Here is a 17,862-nt window from a genome sequence, read left to right on the forward strand (position 1 = left end):
GTGGTCGCGAGCGACGGCTCCGTGGTTCCTGGGGTAACCGGAGTCGGCGCCGGGGGATGCGGCGCGGGTCACGCCGCGGACCCGCGGGTGGCCGCGCCGGTGCCGCCTGTGCCGGACCCGGATTCGGTGCTCTGTCGCCTGGATACTCGACCCTCGTGCGGTCGTGACGCGCTGGTGTGTCGCCGTGACCGCGCGACCGGCACGAGCACGAGGACTGCGATCAGCGCTACCGAGTGCGATGCCAGTCGAGCGGCGGTGAGCCGGTCCTCGACCCAGTCGACGGTGACATAACCGCCGAGGACGACGAGATAGGCCGCGGCGACCGCCAGCATTGCCTCGGCGGTGGCGGGACGCGCCGCCGCGAAGAGGAACCCTGTTCCGAGGGCGACCGCCCACGCGGTGCTCTCGTTCAGCAGGTGGGTCGCCATCGGAGCCGGATGTCCGTCCATGGTCGTCATCCCGAAATCGACGCCGAACGCCTGAGCGAGCGCGACCGCGATCTGGGCCGCCGCGGCGATGCCGAGCAGAACCCGCCATACGAGCCGAATCGGCCGCGCCGGGCGCGGCGCGGGTGCGGCGGCGAGGATCTGCTCGGTGAGATCGGGAACGGGCGGCGCTGGGGCGAGGCGAGCCTGCCGTGTCACCTGCTCCGCCGCGTCGTACCAGCTCCGGCATCCCGCGCAGGTCGTGAGGTGTTCATCGACACGGGCCGACGGCACCGCCTGCGCTTCACCGTCAAGGCGAGCCGACAGTGCCTCTCGCGCGACCGAGCATTCCACGGCGCCGATTCTCGCATCAGCCGCGTCATCGGGGCCGCCGAACCCCCGTTCGCCGTCCGCCGGGCGGCCGGGTCATCGCCCGCGTTCCAACGGGAGTCCGGCTTCGCGCCAGGCGGCGATGCCGCCCGCGAGGCTGTAGGCGTCGTAGCCCGCGCGTCGCGCCAACACCGCGAAGTGCTGCGACACCCGCCCCACCGGACACACGAAGACCAACGGCCGCGAACGGCAGAACGGTATCTGCTGCCGCGCCATCTCCTCGAGGAAGTCGTCGCGGACGTTGACCGCTCCCGGAATATGGGCCACCCGATAGGCCATGGCGCCGCGGGTGTCGACAATGGTGATCCGCTGGTTTCGGTCGGCCTCGTCGAGTGCCTCTGGCGTCAGGCGCCCGACCGCGGCCAGCTCACGAGGATGCGGCGGCGGCGGACGGTGTTCGTCGTCGAAGACATCGGGGCGGCGCGCCCGCAGGTAGGACAGATACGGTTCGAGCCGGTCGCAGACGATGATCACCGCGACGAGCGGCGGATCGTGCGGGCCGAGCGCCGCGGCGGCGGGGCGCAGCACGTCCAGGGCCGCCGCGTAGGACGCGCCCGAGGTCGGACCGGCCAGCACACCGTGCCGCCGTGCCAACGTCAGCGTCGCGTCCACCGCCGTATCGGCGTCGACGGCGACGATGCGGTCGTAGAAGTCGGGCCGGAACAGCCCGACATCCCACATCTCGGTCTCGGACCTGATGCCGGGGACGAAGTCGTCGCGCGCGGAGACCACCCCGATGGTCCGCAGCCCGGGATTGTGTTCGGCCAGATACGACGCGGCGCCGCGCGTCGATCCCGTGGTGCCGAGACCGCCGACCACGTAGTCGACCCGGTCGATGCCCGCCGCGGCCAGTGACTCGTGGATCTCGCGGCCGGTCCCGTGATGGTGTGCTTCCACGTTGCGCTCGTTGGTGTACTGCGACGGGTGGTACCAGCGGCCGGGTTCTTTCGCCGTGGTCGCCGCGATCACCGAGGACACGTCGTCGGGTGCGGTGGGGTCGGGACATTCCGAGAGCCCCGGCAGCTCGACGATCTCGGTGCCGAGCAGCTTCAGCATGTCGCGGACCTCGCCGACCTTGATGCGGTTGGTGACCGCGCGCAGCTCGATGCCGTGCAGCCCGCCGAGCACCCGTAACGCCTTGGCGGTGTTGCCACTCGACGCTTCGAGCAACGAGCGGCCCTGCGCCCGGATCGCGGGGAGGTCGTCGCGGATCATGCCCCACGCGGCGCGATCCTTCACCGACCCGAACGGATTGTGCGACTCCAGTTTCGCGAACAGAACTACTCCCTCGATGCCGTGTGCCGCCGGATCGAGGCGCAGCAGGGGAGTGTTGCCGATCAGTTCGGTGATGCTGTCGTGCGGGCGCACGATTCCTCCTCGACGGGTCGATACTCGGCGTCGGGGACGACGACGAATCCGGACGGTCCGCGCGCGGCCGCGAATTTGGGCGGCAGCGGATGCAGACCCGCGGACGCGGCGGACAGGTCGGAGTTGTAGCCCGCGGTATTGGCGAAGACCAGCAGATCACCGGCGCGCGGGCGAAACGGCAGCCGCACGGCGCGATTGCTGACCATATCGCGCTCCAGGCACAGTCGTCCGGCCAGGAACACCCCGACGGGCTCGGGCGCCGGCGGCGGGCCGATCGCGACGAGCCGAGGGTCCACGAGTACCTCCTGGTCGGCGGGCGTCACCGTGTCCCGGCTGATATCGAGATGGACCAGGATCGTGCCGTCGGCCAGCTCTTTGGTGAACTCCACCGACGCCACCGTGATCCCCGCGCGATCGACCAGCGCTTTGCCCGGCTCGAGCCACAATTGCAGCATGTTGTCCGACAGCAGCGCCGACAGTGACCTGCGATGTCCCGGCACCGGCGTGTCGAGGAGTTCGCCCAGCGCTGCGGCGGGCGGGACCGTATTGCCGTACTTGTGGAAGACCGGGGTGCCGCGAACCGTGTCGCCCTCGACCTGGTAGCCGAAAGCGGCATTGGCCCAGGCCATCCGGCGCCCTCGTCCGCCGAGGGATTCCCGCAGCGCGCGGGTGTAGGTGTCGAAACCTGTGGCGTCGGCGGTGAACACTTGACGCAGTCCGCCGCCGATGTCGAGCACCGACGGTTCGAATCCGCGGCTCCACGCCTGTTCCAGCAGTACGGCGCATGCGGCGACGGCGCGCAGCCGGTCCCTGGCGTCGGCGGTGTCGAGATGGAACGACAAGCCCCGCAACATCATTCGCGAGCCCACCGCGTCCAGGATGTCGAACGCGCGCGTGAGGTGCGACAGCGGAATCCCGAATCGGCTCGTCGCCGTCCCCGGAATGTCGCCGACCCGCAGCAAAACCGGCACCGGCCGCTCCGCGAGCTGACCGATCCGTTCCAGCTCCCAGAGGTTGTCGACGTTCACCGTCACCCCGGTCGTGATGAGCCGCCGCAGAAAGCTCTCGCCTTTGGGACCGGTGGCTTCGATGCGGTCGGCGGGAAAGCCCGCGGCGAGGGCGTTGTCGAATTCGCCGGGGGAGGCGATGTCGATGTCGATGCCTGCCTCGAACGCCGCGCGTGCGAACGCGCGGGACCGATTCACCTTGTGCGCGTAGAAGATCCGGTGCTCGACGGCGCGGGTGTCGAGTGCGGTGCGGATCTCGCGGAGGTTGTCGGCGAAGACCTGTGGGAACACCACGTGCAGTGGCGTGCCGTGCTCTGCGGCGAGCGCGGTGACGGCGGTATCCAGATACTGTCCGACCAGGGGAGCGACCGCCGCCGGGATCGATGGTGGTGTCATCCCGCGGTTTTCGCGGTCGGCGTCGGTTCCCCCACGGCGGCGACCGGGTTGTAGCCACTGTCGCGCAGCGCGGCGAAGGCGCGTTCCCGGTTGCGCGGACTGCGGAATTCGGCGCGCACCGTCTTGCGGTCGAGATCGATCTCGTGCACGACGATGTCCATCGAGGCGAGTACCGAGCCGATGGTGAGCACGCAATGCTTGCAGTTCATGTCCGGTACCGCGAACGAGGTCCGCGCGCCCATGTCGTCGGTCAGGTCCGCCTCGGGTGTCCGCGCGCGGATCTCGCAGCGCCGCACCGCCACGGCGAACGCCTCGACGAATCGTTCGACCACCAGCGGCAGCAGGGTGAATGTCGTCGTGCCGACGCGATGGGGCACGCTCGCGAGACAGACCGGGCGCGCGCCGGGCGCCAGCAGCGCGTACTGGCGGGAAACGAGGTCGAGTTCGTCGTGGTATTTGGCGATGGCTTCTTCGGTGTCGAGACCTTCGACGGTGCGGGCCCTGGTCATGACGGTGTGTGCGTCGGCGATGGTGGCGTCCTTCATCGCTCGCAGTGTCGCTATCGACCGTGGACTGTAGCGCAGCCTGCCGCCGGGATCGGCGTCCAGCGTCACCGGGATCATCCCGCGCCGGTAGGTGGATGCCTGCAACTCCCAGAACCAGCGCGTCGCGACGGCGGTGAACAGACCCGAATCCCGCATCGCCACCGCGAAATCGATCGGTGACCGATGCGGGGTGCGGTGGGCGAGCAGGGCGTGCTGCGCCAGCGCCCGCGCGGTCGCCTCGAATCCGACGCGGAAGATGTCGGCGGGCTCCTGATCGGTCGTGGTGGCGGCCAGTACGATCCGCGCGTCCCGATCCAGCGCGGCCGCGCGGTCGCGGAAGCCGGAATCGGCGCGCAGAGCACGCGACAGCGCGAGACAGGCGCCGCGCGCGGCTATCGGGACGATCGGCCCGAGACCGTCGGCGTGGAAATGCCCGGTATTGGCGACACCGTCCTCATCGAGCCAGGTCACTCGGTGCGTGGCCGAGGTGACCTCCTCGGGACGGCACGGACGCATGAACCGTTCCAGATACAGGCGCTGGGACAGGGTCAGCGTCTCGTCACCGTCGAATTCCATGGGAACAGCGTGATATTCGACGAGGGTCGCGGGCACGTCCACCTCGGCCAGGAAGCGATCCGAGCCCCCCAGTTCGGCGAGCACGCGCGATGCGGTGGCGCGGTCGTAGTGTGCGATGGCGTCGTCACTCATCGGAACTCCCTTTCCCGAGCGAACGGCGATCTCGACACGGTCGCGACCGGTGAGACCCATGCGCTATCAACGATAGCCGGGGTTCGCCGCTGTCGCGATCCTTCGCGCACCGCACCGCTACGGCGCCGCGAACGTGAGTCCACCACGGGCGCATCCTTGTCCGGGAACCGCTCGACCCGGTGCCGCGACTACTCGCCCATGAGGGATCAGCTAGTCCGCTCCGCGCCACCGCTCCGCGCCGACCAGCGATGACCGGCGATCCGGCCACCGAGGAGCAGCGGCGCGCGCGGCTGCCGTGGATCGACGCGACGCGCGCGATCCTGATGTTCCTCGGCATCCCGTTCCACGCGGCGTTCGTCTATCACGGCCTGCCGTGGTACTCGGGCGACGGCATCCACCCGGTGGTGTCGGCGGTCGCCGGATTCGTGCACACCTTCCGTATGCCCGCCTTCTTCACCATCGCGGGGTATTTCGCCATCTCGGCGCTGCGGCGGCACGACGCCCGAGCGTGGACCGCCCAGCGCGCGCGGCGACTGCTCGTGCCCTTCGCCGCCGGTGTGCTCGTGCTCGGCCCGCCCCAACTGTGGCTGATCGCCTCGACCACCGGGCCGCACGCGGACACGGCCGAGCGCTGGCGCGGGCTGCTGGCCCAGCCGTCACTGTGGGTGTTCCAGCTGTGGTTCCTGATGAATCTGTTCCTCTACGGGCTCGCACTCGCCGCGCCGTTCGCCCGCTTCGGCCGGGAACGGGTTCTCGCCCGGGTGGAACACCTCCTCGGATGGGTCACCGCGGCCCGTCACCGGGAGGCCGCGATATTGCTGACGGCCGGTCTGCTGGTGGCGGCGGGGTGGGCGGCGACGGTGGTGACCGGTCTCGACAACGTGGCCTTCGGCCTGGTCAACCTCCAGCTACTGGTGATCTACGCGCCGTCCTTCGTGGTCGGTGTCGCACTCGGGTCGCGGCCGGAGTTGCTGCGGCGCTTCGAGCGGTGCCCGCCCTCGCACGGACTCGCCTGGTGTGCGGCGGCGTCCGCGAGCGCCGCGCTCGCCGAACGCGGCGGGGCGCTCGCGAGCTGCGCGCACCACCTGCTCGTCCCGGTGGTCGGTGCGGGAATGACCGCGGTGGTGTTCACCACGATGCGCGGACTCGCATCGGGTGTGAACGCCGTCGCGGCGCGCGCCGCGGATGCCGCGATGGTCGTCTACGTCTTCCACAACAGCCTGATTCTGTCCATCGCGTACCTGCTGCTCGAACCCGCGTTGCCGCCGCTGATCGAGTACGCCGTGATCATCGTCGGCGCGCTGTCGGGGTCGCTGGTCGTCTACGCGGTGGTGTCGCGCGTGCCGGTGCTGTCATGGCTGTTCGACGGTCGCCGGACCACCCGCGGGCCGTTCGGGGCGCGCGAACGCCGGATGCGCGATTGACCTCGGGCTCTGCGGCATTCGGATGCCGGTCGACCGGATTCGGCTCGATTCCGAGGGAACCGGGAGCCCTCGCGCCGCGACTATCACCGAGGGAGTTCGATCGGGCGCCGGTGGTCCTGTGCCGCCCGTCGACTCCCCGCGGACTTCGCGGCGTGTCAAACCGGTGTGATGAAAGGCCGGCAAGCGATCCACGATCCCGCCGCGGACTTGTGGCCGAAGCGGGGGAGATGCGGCTGCACGCGGCGAAGTCCACCGGCACCCGTCATCGGCGCGCGCCGTGCGGCTGTCGCGCCGATGACGTGCCGATTCAGACCAACGTGAAATTCCCGCCGCTGCGCAGCGCGCGGCGGATCTCCTCGGCGCCGAGCTCGTGATCGGCGTCCACGGTGACCTGCGACAATCCCTCGATATCGAGGTCGACGCTCACGCGGTGGACGTCGGGAATGGTCGAAATCGCCTTCTCGACCGTCCCGACGCATCCCTGGCAATGCAGACCATCCACGGCGAACTTGGTTTCGGACACGACACTCCCGTCATCAGAGAATTGGACGTTCCGGTGCGGTGATCGCCGAGCGGCGAGGCCGCGACTACCGATGATACTGCGGTTGCCGGCGGGATGCCCGGTATCGCGGCTCCGGCAGGCCGCCGAACCCGTCGGTCGCCACGTTCGGCGGACGCGGCGGTTCCGCGATGGCTGGGGCCTGCTCATCGACGGGAACCGCGGGCCGTCCTTCGACGACCTCTGAGTGACGGTCACCTCGTGACGAGAGGTCTCGATGACGAACACAGATGCCGACGGCGGTCCGAGCGCACCCGCGCCGCGACCGGCCGACCCGACGACACACCGGATCGGCGATGTGCTCACCGATCCGGCGGCGGACCGGCGGCGAGCGGTCCTGGCCGCGGGTGCCCTGCTGCTCTCCGTCGCGGCGATGGGTGTCTTCCTGATCGTCACCGCGAGTGACTACTACCTGGGCGACCTGCGGGTATTCGTGTCAGCGCCCGGCTGGGCCGCCGACGGGCGACTGTACGAGGCGGTCACTCGCACCGGGGACGGGTCGGTCACCATTCCCTATCTCTATCCGCCGTGGGTGGCATTGGCTTTCGCGCCGCTGAGCGTATTGCCGTTCGCGCTGGTCGCGGTGCTGTGGACGGTGGCGGGTGTGACGGCGCTGGTGGTGAGCGTCCTTCTGCTGTCGAGCCTGCTCAGCGGTCGGAGCGCGGTGCGCGACCCGCATCTGCTGAGTTCGGCGGCATGGTGGAGCGCGGGTCTGTTGTGGATCGCGCCGGTGCGGCACTGCTTGTACGAGGGCCAGCTGTCGCTGCTGTTGTTGTGTGCGGTCGTGGTGGCGGTGTGGAGTGCGCGACCGGTGGCCGGTGTACTCGCCGGACCGGCCGCCGCCGCCAAGATCGTGCCGGTGGCGGCGTTCGCCGCGGTGGGCTCCCGAGGGCGAGGCAGGCTGCTGTGGGCCTGCGCCGGTGCGGTCGTGCCGATCACGGTGGGCTGGGTGGTCTTTCCCGGCCAGAGCCGGGACTATTTCCTCGGTGGCGTGATCATGGAGGGCGCCGATCGGGTCGGTGGTGTCGCCACCGTCGCGAACCAGTCCCTGCGCGCGGCGCTGAGTCGCTTCGCGGGCGGCGATGTCGGATTCGGCCCTCTCTGGATCGCGGGCGCGGCGCTGCTCATCGGCTCGGCCGCGCTGGTCGTCGCCCGGTTCCGACACGATCGAGTGGTCCTGATCTGGGTTCCGGCCGCGGTCGCGGCGGCGCTGTTCCCGCTGGGGTGGTCGCACCAGTGGATCTGGCTGGTTCCCCTGCTGATGTGGTTGCGCACGGGTCCGCTCGGCGACGGGCGCTTCGCCCGCGCGCTGGTCGTGCTGTGGTTCATCGGGCTGGCCGGGCCGGTGATCGAGGTGTTGCTGTTCGTGCAGCGGTCGAACTATGTCTACGCACGGCCGCTGTGGCAATCGGTGGCGGGCGCCGCCTATCCGATCGGCCTGCTCACCACTCTGCTGGCCTTGTCTGTCATCGGGCGGGCGGACCACCGTGCGACGGCTGTCTCCGGGGAAGGAGACCGCCGGTCGACAGCGGCCCGCGGTGTGCCCTCGGGCCCGGCTGGATCCGATGGGTGAGACGCGCTCGGGGGACACCGACAGCGCGGAGCCGGGGGATTCGCGCGAGGCCGGTGACGAGGCGATCCCCCGCGCGGGGGTGTGCCCGCCCGAACCGTCCGCCTCGAGTGGCCCGGCGGATGAACCCGATCGTGCGCGCCCGCCGCGGAGTCGCCGTCGCGGCGGATGGGCCGCACGGCTGCTCACGACGGCCGGCTGGGCCGCCACCGCTGCCGCGGCACTCGGAGTCGCACTGTACTACGGTGTATCCGAGCGCTTTTCGGCGGTGTTGCTGGCCTCGTTCGCGCCATACCTGATGCTCGGTTCCGGCATCGGGCTGGTGCTGTTCGCGATCGCCCGGCGGTTTCGGGCCGTGCTCGTCGCACTGGCGGTGCTGCTGGGCGGGGCGTGGACCCAGCTGCCGCTGTTCGTCGCGGATGGGCATCCGGGCGGCCTTCCGTTCGTGGTGATTCAGGCGAATCTGCTCTACGGTGCGGCCGACGCGGATGTGATCACGGCGACCGCGCGGGAGAACAAGGCCGACCTGCTCACGGTGGAGGAACTGACCGGACAGGCGGTCGCAGGCTTGAGCGCCGCCGGGATCGACACGGAACTGCCCTACCACTACCTGCGCCCCGGCGGGGGAGCGAGCGGATCCGGCATCTACAGCCGGTACCCGATGCGCGATGAGAAGCGCTTCGACGGCTTCGTCATGGCCAACCTCGGCGCGGTCCTCGACCATCCGCTGCTGGGACCATTACCCGTTTTCGCCTTTCATCCGGTTCCGCCGTCACAGGACTACCGCGCGTGGCGGATCGAGATGGGCCTGATCCGGGACATACTCGCGAACGCGCCGACACCCGCCGTCGCGGGCGGCGACTTCAACGCGACACGCGACCACGCCGCGTTCCGCGCGCTGCTGGGAGGACGTTTCGGTGAGGCCGCCGACCTGGCGGGCGCCGGCCCGCAGCTCACCTTCCCCGCCGATCGGCGCTGGGGGCCGATCATCGGGATCGACCACGTCCTCGTCGCGGCCGGCGCCGCGGAATCGGTGCGCACCGTCGTTGTTCCCGGCTCCGACCATCGCTCGGTCCTCGCACGGGTCCTGATCGGCGGGAATCACCGCCGACGGCGTCGCCGTGCTCGCGCGGATCGAGTGTCGCGAACACGGCGACGGCCCGGATCGCGGTGATCCTCACACCGCTTGCCGCCCTCGCGCCGACCGGCGCTTCAGTGCCGCCAGGGCGAGGTCGATGACGAGGAACGCGACCAGTGTGATGCCGAGCAGTGGCAGGAACCAGCCGATCGCGACAGCCAGGACCGCGAGCACGACGACACCCGCGCGCGGCGCTCGGCCGATGCCGCCGCGCAGAGGTGGCCGCCCGAGCGCCCACGCCGAACCGCGGGTCGGGCGGCGTTGCCACCACATGCGGTAGCCGCGCACGATGACCGTGACCAGTGTCAGCGCGACGGCCAGGAGCAGCAGCTGGTTGAGCAGTCCGAACAGGACGCCCATGTGGCCGCGGATGCCCCAGTCGGCGAGTTCGGCGATCAGCGAGTAGTCGCGAAAGTAGTCGACGGTACCGGTGACCTGCATCGTGGCCGGATCGATGGCGGCGGAATCGGTGGTGAGCCGGTAGGCTTTCGCGGCTTCGGCCACGCCGATGGCCTGTCCCGGCTCGGCGGGCAGGGTGATCTCGACCGGTGCGCCGACCCCGGCCCGGTCCGCGGCCGCGACGACCTGGTCGAGGTCGACACCGGTGATGTCGACCGGCCCGGTGTGCGCGCCACCGTGCCCCTCGTGCGCGCCCTCGGTCGCCGCGGCGTCGCCGGTCAGATCGGTGTCGAGTTGGGGCCGCTGCCACGACATCGCCGCGCGCAGATCGGTGACGTGTTCGCCGGCGTAGGGCGACCAGGTGATGCCGGTGGCCGACAGGAACAGCAGCGCCGCCGCGATCCAGACACCGGTCGCGCCGTGCCAGTTCAGGGTGCGTGCCCGGCCCGGCACCGACCGGTCGACGCCGAGGAGGCGGGCGCGTCGGCCACGGACGCGGTCGCTGCGGAACTTGGCCCACCACAAGAACAATCCGCCCAGGGCGACGATCCACAGCCAGGAGGCGGCGAGTTCGCTGTAGAGGTTTCCGACCTCGCCGAGATGCAGGTCGCGGTGCAGGACATCGACCCAGGTGGCGAACGGCAGTGATCCGAACCACGAGGTCTCGCTACCGAGGACGGTTCCGGTGTAAGGGTCGACGAAGACCGCTTTCAGTTCGTCGGGGCCGAGACCGGGGTCGGTGAAGAGCACCCGTGTCGAGGCGGTCGAGGACGCCGGGGGCGCGACCGCGGTGACCGCCAGGTCCGGGTAGGCGGCTCGGGCCGCGGCGACCTGCTGTGACAGTGGCAGCGGTGCGGCGCCGGTGGATTCGACGGTGAGCACCTCGGCGTACACGAACTTCTCGATCACCGGTGACAGCGCGTACAGACCGCCGGTCACGGCCGCGATCAGGATGAACGGTGCCACCAGCACTCCCGCGTAGAAGTGCAGTCGCAGGATCAACGGCCGCCAGCTGCGCGGCGCTGTCCGTGCCGTCGAAGACGCCGGGCTGTCGGGGGAATCCGCCGCGGCGGTGTCGGTATCGGGGGTTGTCACGGTTGTCGCCGACGCGGCGAGGCCATCGTCGTCGGCGGGGGTTTCCGGCGGGTCGCCGACTCCGGCGGTTGTGGAAGACATGAACGCAAAGCCCTCTCCGGGCGCAAGGAACTGGTCTCTCCCGGCTCGTGCCGGGGAGAGACTTCGGCGGCATCACGCAGCCGCCACCACGATCACGACCCATGCCGTAGCGCGCGGCCGCCGGCGAACCCGGCAGTCGCGAAAGGTGCGGTGCGTCATGGACGGAGCCGTCCGGGTAGCCGAACACGGCACCCGAACGCGAGAAACGCTCGGCCCGCACCACATCCGATCCACGACGGCGAAACGCGCAACAGCGTTGCCCATGTCGTGGACGAGGTGCGTGACCTAGGGGGACAGCCTCACAGGGCGGCGGCGGTCACGGGCGGGCCGCGGTTGCCGAGGCCCGAACTCAGCAGCAGACGCGCAGGCGTCGGCGAATTCCGGCCCGGCACCGCGAGACACCGTTGGTCGGCGACGGTCTCGGCGTGGCGGGTGAGCAGCACCAGCCACCAGCGCAGCGAAGACACCACCGCGCGGGCCAGGCGCTCGGCGATTCCCAGCGCGATGCCGACGACGACAGCGAACACGGCATGGCTGACCAGCATGGCCGGTGTCAATGCCATCGGGTGGGTGTGCTCGGAAGTCCACGCCAGCACGAGATGACCGAGCAGTTGCCCTGCACCGAGCTGGGCGATCGGCACCGGCCACCAGCGACCCGCCGGTCCCGCGCCGATGACTCCGACCAATACGCATCCCGCCACCAACAGCACGAGCGTGCTGTCAGTGGGAAGCATGCCGCCACCCATCCCGTGGGCGGCCAGCGCCGCCGCACCCGACACCGCGCCTGTCATCGCGCCGCGCAGGCGCGCGGCCAGGACAGACGCGGTGGACATATCGGGAACGATACCGCCCGCGCGTTCACCCATCTGATCGAAACCGTCACGATGAGCTTTCCGTCTGCGCCGCAGCAGAGTCGCGCCGATCGCCGTGGCGTCGCTGATGTCGGCCGAGGTAGGTAGGGGCTGTGGCACCCCCGCGCGAGCACCGGTTGTGGGTGATGACGCCGTCATCACCATCCAGAGAAATCCCAGGTCGACGGGGTGACTACCGCGTCATCACCCGGATGGTAGCATTCGGTTCTGTAATGTCATGAATCGTCCTGAAATAGCGGTTGAACAGCGGCGATGTTGCAAAGCCAGTTCGCTGAGCTGGGCATTTCGGGAGATCCGTACCGGGGTTCGATTCCCCCAGGCGGCTCCATATTTCAGGATCGACGGCCGAAGGCATTCCCTCGTTACCGCTTCTGGATCCGGTAACGCCGGAGTAGCGCGGTCAACTTCTCGTAGTCCGGCCCGCTGTTCGACTCGGCCACCAGCTCGTCCGGACACAACTCATAGTGATTGCCCCACCAGCGCCGGGCTTTTGTCTCCGATCCGATAGCCGCCGGGCACCCCGTGCGCCACATATCGTCTCCAGCTCACGAACCGATACTGCGACAGGTACCAAGCGAATGGTTCCAGCTCTGGACGGTTTTTCGTTCGCCGAGCCTTGCCGTGCACTTCGCCGGCCGCCGTCGGTTTGTTCTTTGCGGCGGTCCACCGAATCCGGCGGCACTCGCTCGTCGCGCTTGGCCGAGGTTTGGTCGTAAGTGGTTCGAATTCAGCCGGAAATCCCATGCGTCGCACGTAGCATCGTGCGATGCGACCGCGCTGGATCATCGATGTCCACGAGGAGTTCCCCGGCTCCGCCATCGTCGCGGCCGCGCTCGATGATGCCCTGATCGTCGAGCCGCATGACGTGATGATGGGTCGTTGGCCGGTCGTCGAGGAGGGCCGCGCGATCGTCGGATACGGCACGATGTTGACGATGACGCGTCTGCGCCGAGTGTCACGACTCGGAGACGCGGTGTTCGACGACTACCCGACGTTGCGGTGCTCGTCCTACTACCGGCACGTGTACGACCTCCTCGGCCGCACCGCTGTCCTCGTGCCGTTCTCGGCGGTTCCACGTCTCCCGTTGCGGCGCATGTTCGGCGGTGACCGGGTCTTCCTCCGGAGCGATACGAACTACAAGCTGTTCCCCGCGGGCGTTCACGCGATCGCGGAGTTGGAGCGTTGGCTCCAGCTCTACGACGGATACCGGGACGAACTCGTCGTCGTGTCCGAGGTGGTGACATTCGAGCGCGAGTACCGCTGCTTCTGCCGCGACGGCCGCTTCGTCTGCGGGAGCTCCTATCCGATCGAGCCGTACCTCCCCGTCCCGGACCACGTCCGGGTTTTCGCGGAGACCGCGGCGGCGCGCATGCTCGCGCAGGGTTCCACCATGATCACCGTCGATGTCGGTGTCGGCCACGACGGCGTGCTTCGTCTCGTCGAACTCGGTGGTGTGAACAGCTGGGGCGTCTACGGTTCGAACGTGGCCGACTTCATCGCCGCGATGGAAGCGGAGGCGTTGGCCCGCGCGGATGCGTGACGAGAGTGCATGGCCCTCATCGGGTGTCGATCGGTGAGAATTTCTCGGTGGCTTCGGCGGACATTCTCGAATGGCTGGTTGCCCGAAGGAAACTCGTCAGTGCCGAGGTCGCGAAACCGGGGGGCAGGAGTCCGGCGGGCTTCATCGCGGACTCGCCGTGTGAGACCTGGAGTGAGGTCACCCAGGAGACGGCGGCGACCTTGCGGCGGCGGGTTCTGCCGTACCAGCTCAGCGCTTCGGGGGTGGTGCGCGCGGAGGCCAGTGCGCGGCGCAGGACCATCGTGTCCAGTAGCGCCTGGTTGGTGCCCTGGGCGAGGGTGGGCGGCATCGTGTGGGCGGCATCGCCGAGCAGGGTGAATCGGCCGCGGCCCCATTCGCGCGGTATCGGATGCCGGAAGTGGGGGAAGGGGGACATGCTCAGGTCGTCGTCGGTCAATGTGTCCAGCACGCGGTCGACCGGGTGGGACCAGCCGGTGAAATGTGACCGGATGGCGTCGATGGGGGAATCGGGGTGGACGAAATCGGGGGTCCACGGCAGGTCGAACCACCACTGGAGGCTGCCGTTGCCCGCGGGCCACAGGCCGAGGTTGCCGCCTTCATCGATGATGATCACGCCGACGTCGCCGTCGGCGATCTCGGGCAGCTCTACCAGTCCTTGCCAGCTGCACCAGCCGGTCGGTGTCGCCTCCGGTGCGCTCATCGCGGCGCGCACCGTCGAGTGCTGACCGTCCGCGCCGATCAGCAGATCCCCCTCGTCCGATGTGCCGTCCGCGAAATCGACTCGTACGCCCCCTGGAGTGTTGGTCACGTCAACGGCGCGCGCGTCGCAGCGGATTCGATCGGGCGGGAAACCGTCCATCAGTCGTTCCAGCAGCACCCGACGGGGAACCATCCGGGTGGGGGCTCCCATCCTTGCGCCCAACGCCGTCACGTCGATCACGGCGAGGCGACGTCCGGTAGCGGTCGACACGTGCACCGCCGAAAGAAGCCGACCGGCTCCGGTCATATCGACGCCGAGTTGGGTGAGCACCTTCGCCCCGTTGGGCCAGATGGTCACCGCACCACCACCGTCCCGCACGGCGGACGCCCGTTCGAATACGGTCACGTCATGGCCGTCACGTAGCAATCCTCGGGCGATGGAGATGCCGCCGACGCCAGCGCCGATTATCAGTGCCCGTTTGGCCGATGAACCGGGGGCAACACTGTTACGAGCCCTGTCACCTGTATTCGACATTCACCACCTCAACCGATGTGTGGGCAGTTCGATCGGTTACCGGGGCCACGAGTGGGGCGCGTGCGGCGCGGCCGTAGTCGATCGCCCCGGAGTCATTGCTGAATGATAGCTATGAATGTCGGTGTGGAAGAGATTCGCGCCGGTCGCAGTTCGGTCCGGCAGTGTTCTGGAAACCGAACGTCATGCTTGCCGACGTGCGGGCCTGAATCGGTCGCCCGCGACATGACATTCCGTCGGTCGCAATGTGGTCCGGCCACGTCCCGGAAACCGAGGGTCATGCTCGCGGACGTGCGAGTCCGAATCGGTCGCCCGCGACATGACATTCCGCCGGGCGAACGGTACCGGACACGAGGTCGGTCGGCTCTTCGCTCGACACCCCTCGCACCATAACCCTCTGTATGCTCGAAGATGTTCCGGGTGACCGGAACCGGGATAGTGGCCCGCGAGCCCAACGCGCCCGCTACCCTTCGATCCGGGGGAAGCTCCATCGGATACGTAACCAGGAGCTTCCCCCTTCTCGATGCGGGGAAGTCGCCGTGGAATCGGACCCGGCGAAAATCGGGTCGACCAGGCAAATCTGACTGACCAACCGAAGCTGCTCGAGCAGCAGATGGACGCCGAATCGGCTCAGACGGCGGTCGCGGTCTGCTGGTAACTGCGGGCGACGACCTGTTCCAGTACCGCGTTGAAGCGGTCGGCGGCCTCGATATTGCCGAGATGGCCGGTGGGCCAGACGCGGTAGTCAGCGAGGAAACCGGTGCGGTCGAGCAGTTCGACGATGCGGCGGGACAGCCGTTCGGGCAGGAGCAGATCGTTCGAGCCCGCGATGACCGTGGTGGGGACGGTCAGGTGTTCGGCGGAGTCGCCGAGATCGATGTCGAGCAGGGCGACGGCGTGCAGGCCGCGGGTGAGCGGGCGGCAGGACCGGATGACGCTCAGCGCGAACTCGACTTCGTCGGCGGTGGCGTTCTTGGTCATGGCACGGTCCTTGAAGACCGTGTTGGCCAGCCAGCCGCCCGGCAGCGGCACGGGGGAGTACAGCATCGTCTCGGCGATGGCCGACGGCATCCTGACGGTCGCGCCGAGGACGGTCAGCGGTCGGTCCGCGACCGTGAGCGGCTTGTTCAGGACCGGGATCATGTCGGTCTCGTGCCGGATCTCGCTGGCGGCGGTGTTCACGAGGACGACTTCGGAGGCGCGTTCGACGACCTGCTCGGGGTAGCGGGCGGCCCATGCTTGCAGGGTCATTCCGCCCATGCTGTGGCCGACGAGGACGGCGCGCTTGCCCGCGGGCAGGGCCGCGTCGAGTACGGCGACGAGATCGTCGGCGAGGCTGGCGGGACCCAGCGGGACGCGGCCGAGTTCGCTCTCGCCGTGGCCGCGCTGATCGTAGGCGACGACGCGGTAGCGGTCGGCGAAGGCGTTGATCTGGGGATTCCAGTATTCGATGCTACAACTCCACCCGTGCACGAGCACGAGGGTCTCGCCGTCGGCGGGGCCGTAGGCGTGCACCCGCAGGCGGGCGCCGTCGGCGGTGGTCACGGGGATGACGTCGTGGGGGACGGTCGGCTTGTTCAGCGACGCGGTGGCGAAGGTGCGGTTGCGCAGCGCAGCACGGTAGGCCGCGGTGAGCGGTTCGCTACCGCGTAGTCCCGCTAGCGTCTTCATCGACGTGACCAGCATTCGAGCACTCCTTTGTGTCTGCCGTCACCGTACCCTGCAAGCTGGGGTGCTTGCTAGTGCAAGCGCTCGATGGCGGAAATCCTGGCTCGAACGGTCGAATACCCGGTATTCGGTACGGCGAACACTGCTTTTCCGAACAAAAGATCTCGGGTACTCGACGGCCCGGCCGCCAGGATCGCACCGCCGGATCCGCGCTGTCGCGGGTGTGGCGGCTTGTACTACCGGTCGACCGTTCGCGCGGACAGGAGCTACCGCGGCTTCGTGGTCGGGCGGGTAGGGAGTGTCGTGAGTACGACGATCAGTCGGAGTCGAGAAGTTCGGCGATCATGTCCGGTATGACCAGACAGACCTGATCGTTCGGGTGGAAATCGTCGGGTACGTCGCGTCTGTGCGGCGCTTGGACGAAAACCACGACCGAACTTCCGTCACCCGGGTCTATCTCCACTGCCACCGCGCCTGCGATCTCGCCCTCCTGGGGGGCGTGCCAGTGACCCACATTCCCGAATTCGAGTCTGCGAGCCGAACTGACCCCATATCCGTCGAGCCGAAGAAATTCAGCGGCATCCACGGCCGAAATTTTAGTTCGAGCTGGGAAAACGCGGTATGGAATTGATCATGTTCGCTCGGGCTCGAACCGACCGCGGTGCCATCCGGGCCGCTCGGAGGCCGGAAATCGGTTCGGTGATCGCGGTGGCGGTGGCGGTGATCGGGCCGACGCGGCTACCGTTGTTCCTCGTGGAGAGCACGCATGTCGCACCGGGTGCGGACTCGGGGTCGGGGAGATTTCTGGCGCAACCCAAGCATCGGGGTTGGCGAGCGATGCCGCTGCCGCTGCTGACGGCGGGTGCGGGTATCGGCGCGCTGGCGCTGCTGCATTTCCGGGACCCGCACGAGGAGGGGGCCTACGGGTACTGCCCGTTCTACGCCCTCACCGGCCTGTACTGCCCGGGCTGCGGTGGTATGCGGGCCGTGCACAACCTGACCGACGGACGGGTCATCGACTCGCTGCACAGCAGCCTGATCGCGATCCCGCTGATACTCGCCCTCGCGGTGTGGGTCGGCGCGTGGACAAGACACGCGTGGCGCGGTCAACGCCTCGTCGTGCCGAAGATGGAACGCAGCACCATGTGGATACTGCTGTCCGTCATCGCGGTGTATTCGGTGTTCCGCAATACGCCGTGGGGTTCCTGGCTCGCGCCGATCTGATTTCGGTGGCTCGCATCGGGCAAGCTTCGAATATGAGCGACACACTCAGGCACCGCGTCCGCGTCAAGTTGTTACGACAACTCGCCGAGGACGGCGTACCCGATTCCGAACACGACGATCCGCGTCGCATCGCGATCGAAACCGATCTGGACGCGTTGGCCTCGGTCGCCGAGGACGATCCGCTCATCGAGGAACTGGCCGCCCGCTACCTGGTCTTCTGAA

The 17,862-nt window shown here is 68.8% G+C and carries 16 protein-coding genes; 6 read left to right on the forward strand and 10 right to left on the reverse strand.

What is annotated here, in order from left to right; all coding sequences use genetic code 11:
* Positions 1 to 68: 68 nt before the first annotated feature.
* The 4 genes from OG225_RS36400 to OG225_RS36415 all read right to left on the reverse strand — a co-directional run bounded on the left by OG225_RS36400 (position 69) and on the right by OG225_RS36415 (position 4,839).
* Positions 69 to 779, reverse strand: a complete 711-nt coding sequence (locus OG225_RS36400) for a zf-HC2 domain-containing protein (RefSeq protein WP_405179252.1) — start codon at positions 777 to 779, stop codon at positions 69 to 71.
* 72 nt (positions 780 to 851) lie between these two features.
* Positions 852 to 2,183: a pyridoxal-phosphate dependent enzyme gene (locus OG225_RS36405; protein WP_405179253.1), complete on the reverse strand. Its 1,332-nt coding sequence runs from the start codon at positions 2,181 to 2,183 to the stop codon at positions 852 to 854.
* The gene (locus OG225_RS36410; RefSeq protein WP_405179254.1) at positions 2,153 to 3,586 is read right to left on the reverse strand and encodes a decarboxylase; all 1,434 of its coding nucleotides are present in this window, start codon (positions 3,584 to 3,586) and stop codon (positions 2,153 to 2,155) included. The genes OG225_RS36405 and OG225_RS36410 overlap by 31 nt, the downstream gene beginning before the upstream one ends.
* Complete coding sequence (locus OG225_RS36415) at positions 3,583 to 4,839, reverse strand: heavy-metal-associated domain-containing protein (protein ID WP_405179255.1); 1,257 nt, start codon at positions 4,837 to 4,839, stop codon at positions 3,583 to 3,585. Before OG225_RS36415 ends, OG225_RS36410 begins: the two co-directional genes overlap by 4 nt.
* A 248-nt stretch (positions 4,840 to 5,087) precedes the next feature.
* Here OG225_RS36415 and OG225_RS36420 point away from each other — a divergent pair, with 248 nt between their 5' ends.
* The gene (locus OG225_RS36420) at positions 5,088 to 6,263 is read left to right on the forward strand and encodes an acyltransferase family protein (RefSeq protein WP_405179256.1); all 1,176 of its coding nucleotides are present in this window, start codon (positions 5,088 to 5,090) and stop codon (positions 6,261 to 6,263) included.
* 307 nt (positions 6,264 to 6,570) lie between these two features.
* On the opposite strand, the gene OG225_RS36425 is transcribed toward OG225_RS36420, so the two are convergent.
* Positions 6,571 to 6,786, reverse strand: coding sequence for a heavy-metal-associated domain-containing protein (locus OG225_RS36425; RefSeq protein WP_054814835.1), 216 nt, complete (start codon positions 6,784 to 6,786; stop codon positions 6,571 to 6,573).
* A gap of 253 nt (positions 6,787 to 7,039) precedes the next feature.
* Here OG225_RS36425 and OG225_RS36430 point away from each other — a divergent pair, with 253 nt between their 5' ends.
* Together OG225_RS36430 and OG225_RS36435 are read left to right on the forward strand one after the other, a co-directional pair.
* Positions 7,040 to 8,395 (forward strand): glycosyltransferase 87 family protein, encoded by a 1,356-nt coding sequence (locus OG225_RS36430; RefSeq protein WP_405179257.1) that lies wholly within the window; start codon positions 7,040 to 7,042, stop codon positions 8,393 to 8,395.
* On the forward strand, positions 8,388 to 9,566 hold the full coding sequence (locus OG225_RS36435) for an endonuclease/exonuclease/phosphatase family protein (protein ID WP_405179258.1): 1,179 nt from the start codon (positions 8,388 to 8,390) through the stop codon (positions 9,564 to 9,566). The genes OG225_RS36430 and OG225_RS36435 overlap by 8 nt, the downstream gene beginning before the upstream one ends.
* 3 nt (positions 9,567 to 9,569) lie before the next feature.
* On the opposite strand, the gene OG225_RS36440 is transcribed toward OG225_RS36435, so the two are convergent.
* Entirely contained in the window at positions 9,570 to 11,105 is a 1,536-nt protein-coding gene (locus tag OG225_RS36440; protein ID WP_405179259.1) for a PepSY-associated TM helix domain-containing protein, read from the reverse strand.
* Positions 11,106 to 11,404: 299 nt separating this feature from the next.
* The gene (locus OG225_RS36445) at positions 11,405 to 12,076 is read right to left on the reverse strand and encodes a hypothetical protein (protein WP_405179260.1); all 672 of its coding nucleotides are present in this window, start codon (positions 12,074 to 12,076) and stop codon (positions 11,405 to 11,407) included.
* A gap of 667 nt (positions 12,077 to 12,743) precedes the next feature.
* Here OG225_RS36445 and OG225_RS36450 point away from each other — a divergent pair.
* Complete coding sequence (locus OG225_RS36450) at positions 12,744 to 13,517, forward strand: ATP-grasp domain-containing protein (RefSeq protein ID WP_405179261.1); 774 nt, start codon at positions 12,744 to 12,746, stop codon at positions 13,515 to 13,517.
* 16 nt (positions 13,518 to 13,533) lie between these two features.
* Here OG225_RS36450 and OG225_RS36455 read toward each other — a convergent pair whose 3' ends face one another.
* The 3 genes from OG225_RS36455 to OG225_RS36465 all read right to left on the reverse strand — a co-directional run bounded on the left by OG225_RS36455 (position 13,534) and on the right by OG225_RS36465 (position 17,002).
* Positions 13,534 to 14,751 (reverse strand): FAD-dependent oxidoreductase, encoded by a 1,218-nt coding sequence (locus OG225_RS36455; RefSeq protein ID WP_405179262.1) that lies wholly within the window; start codon positions 14,749 to 14,751, stop codon positions 13,534 to 13,536.
* 627 nt (positions 14,752 to 15,378) lie between these two features.
* On the reverse strand, positions 15,379 to 16,434 hold the full coding sequence (locus OG225_RS36460) for an alpha/beta fold hydrolase (protein ID WP_405179263.1): 1,056 nt from the start codon (positions 16,432 to 16,434) through the stop codon (positions 15,379 to 15,381).
* Between the two features lie 298 nt (positions 16,435 to 16,732).
* Positions 16,733 to 17,002 carry a hypothetical protein gene (locus OG225_RS36465; RefSeq protein WP_357788575.1) on the reverse strand — a complete coding sequence of 90 codons (270 nt, stop codon included), beginning with the start codon at positions 17,000 to 17,002 and terminating at the stop codon, positions 16,733 to 16,735.
* Between the two features lie 47 nt (positions 17,003 to 17,049).
* Here OG225_RS36465 and OG225_RS36470 point away from each other — a divergent pair, with 47 nt between their 5' ends.
* Positions 17,050 to 17,640, forward strand: coding sequence for a DUF2752 domain-containing protein (locus tag OG225_RS36470; protein ID WP_405179264.1), 591 nt, complete (start codon positions 17,050 to 17,052; stop codon positions 17,638 to 17,640).
* 32 nt (positions 17,641 to 17,672) lie between these two features.
* Positions 17,673 to 17,861, forward strand: a complete 189-nt coding sequence (locus tag OG225_RS36475; RefSeq protein ID WP_405179265.1) for a hypothetical protein — start codon at positions 17,673 to 17,675, stop codon at positions 17,859 to 17,861.
* Position 17,862: the final 1 nt, after the last annotated feature.

This window comes from Nocardia sp. NBC_01377 (genome assembly GCF_045040005.1).
In the GTDB taxonomy this organism is placed as follows: Bacteria; Actinomycetota; Actinomycetes; order Mycobacteriales; family Mycobacteriaceae; genus Nocardia; species Nocardia noduli.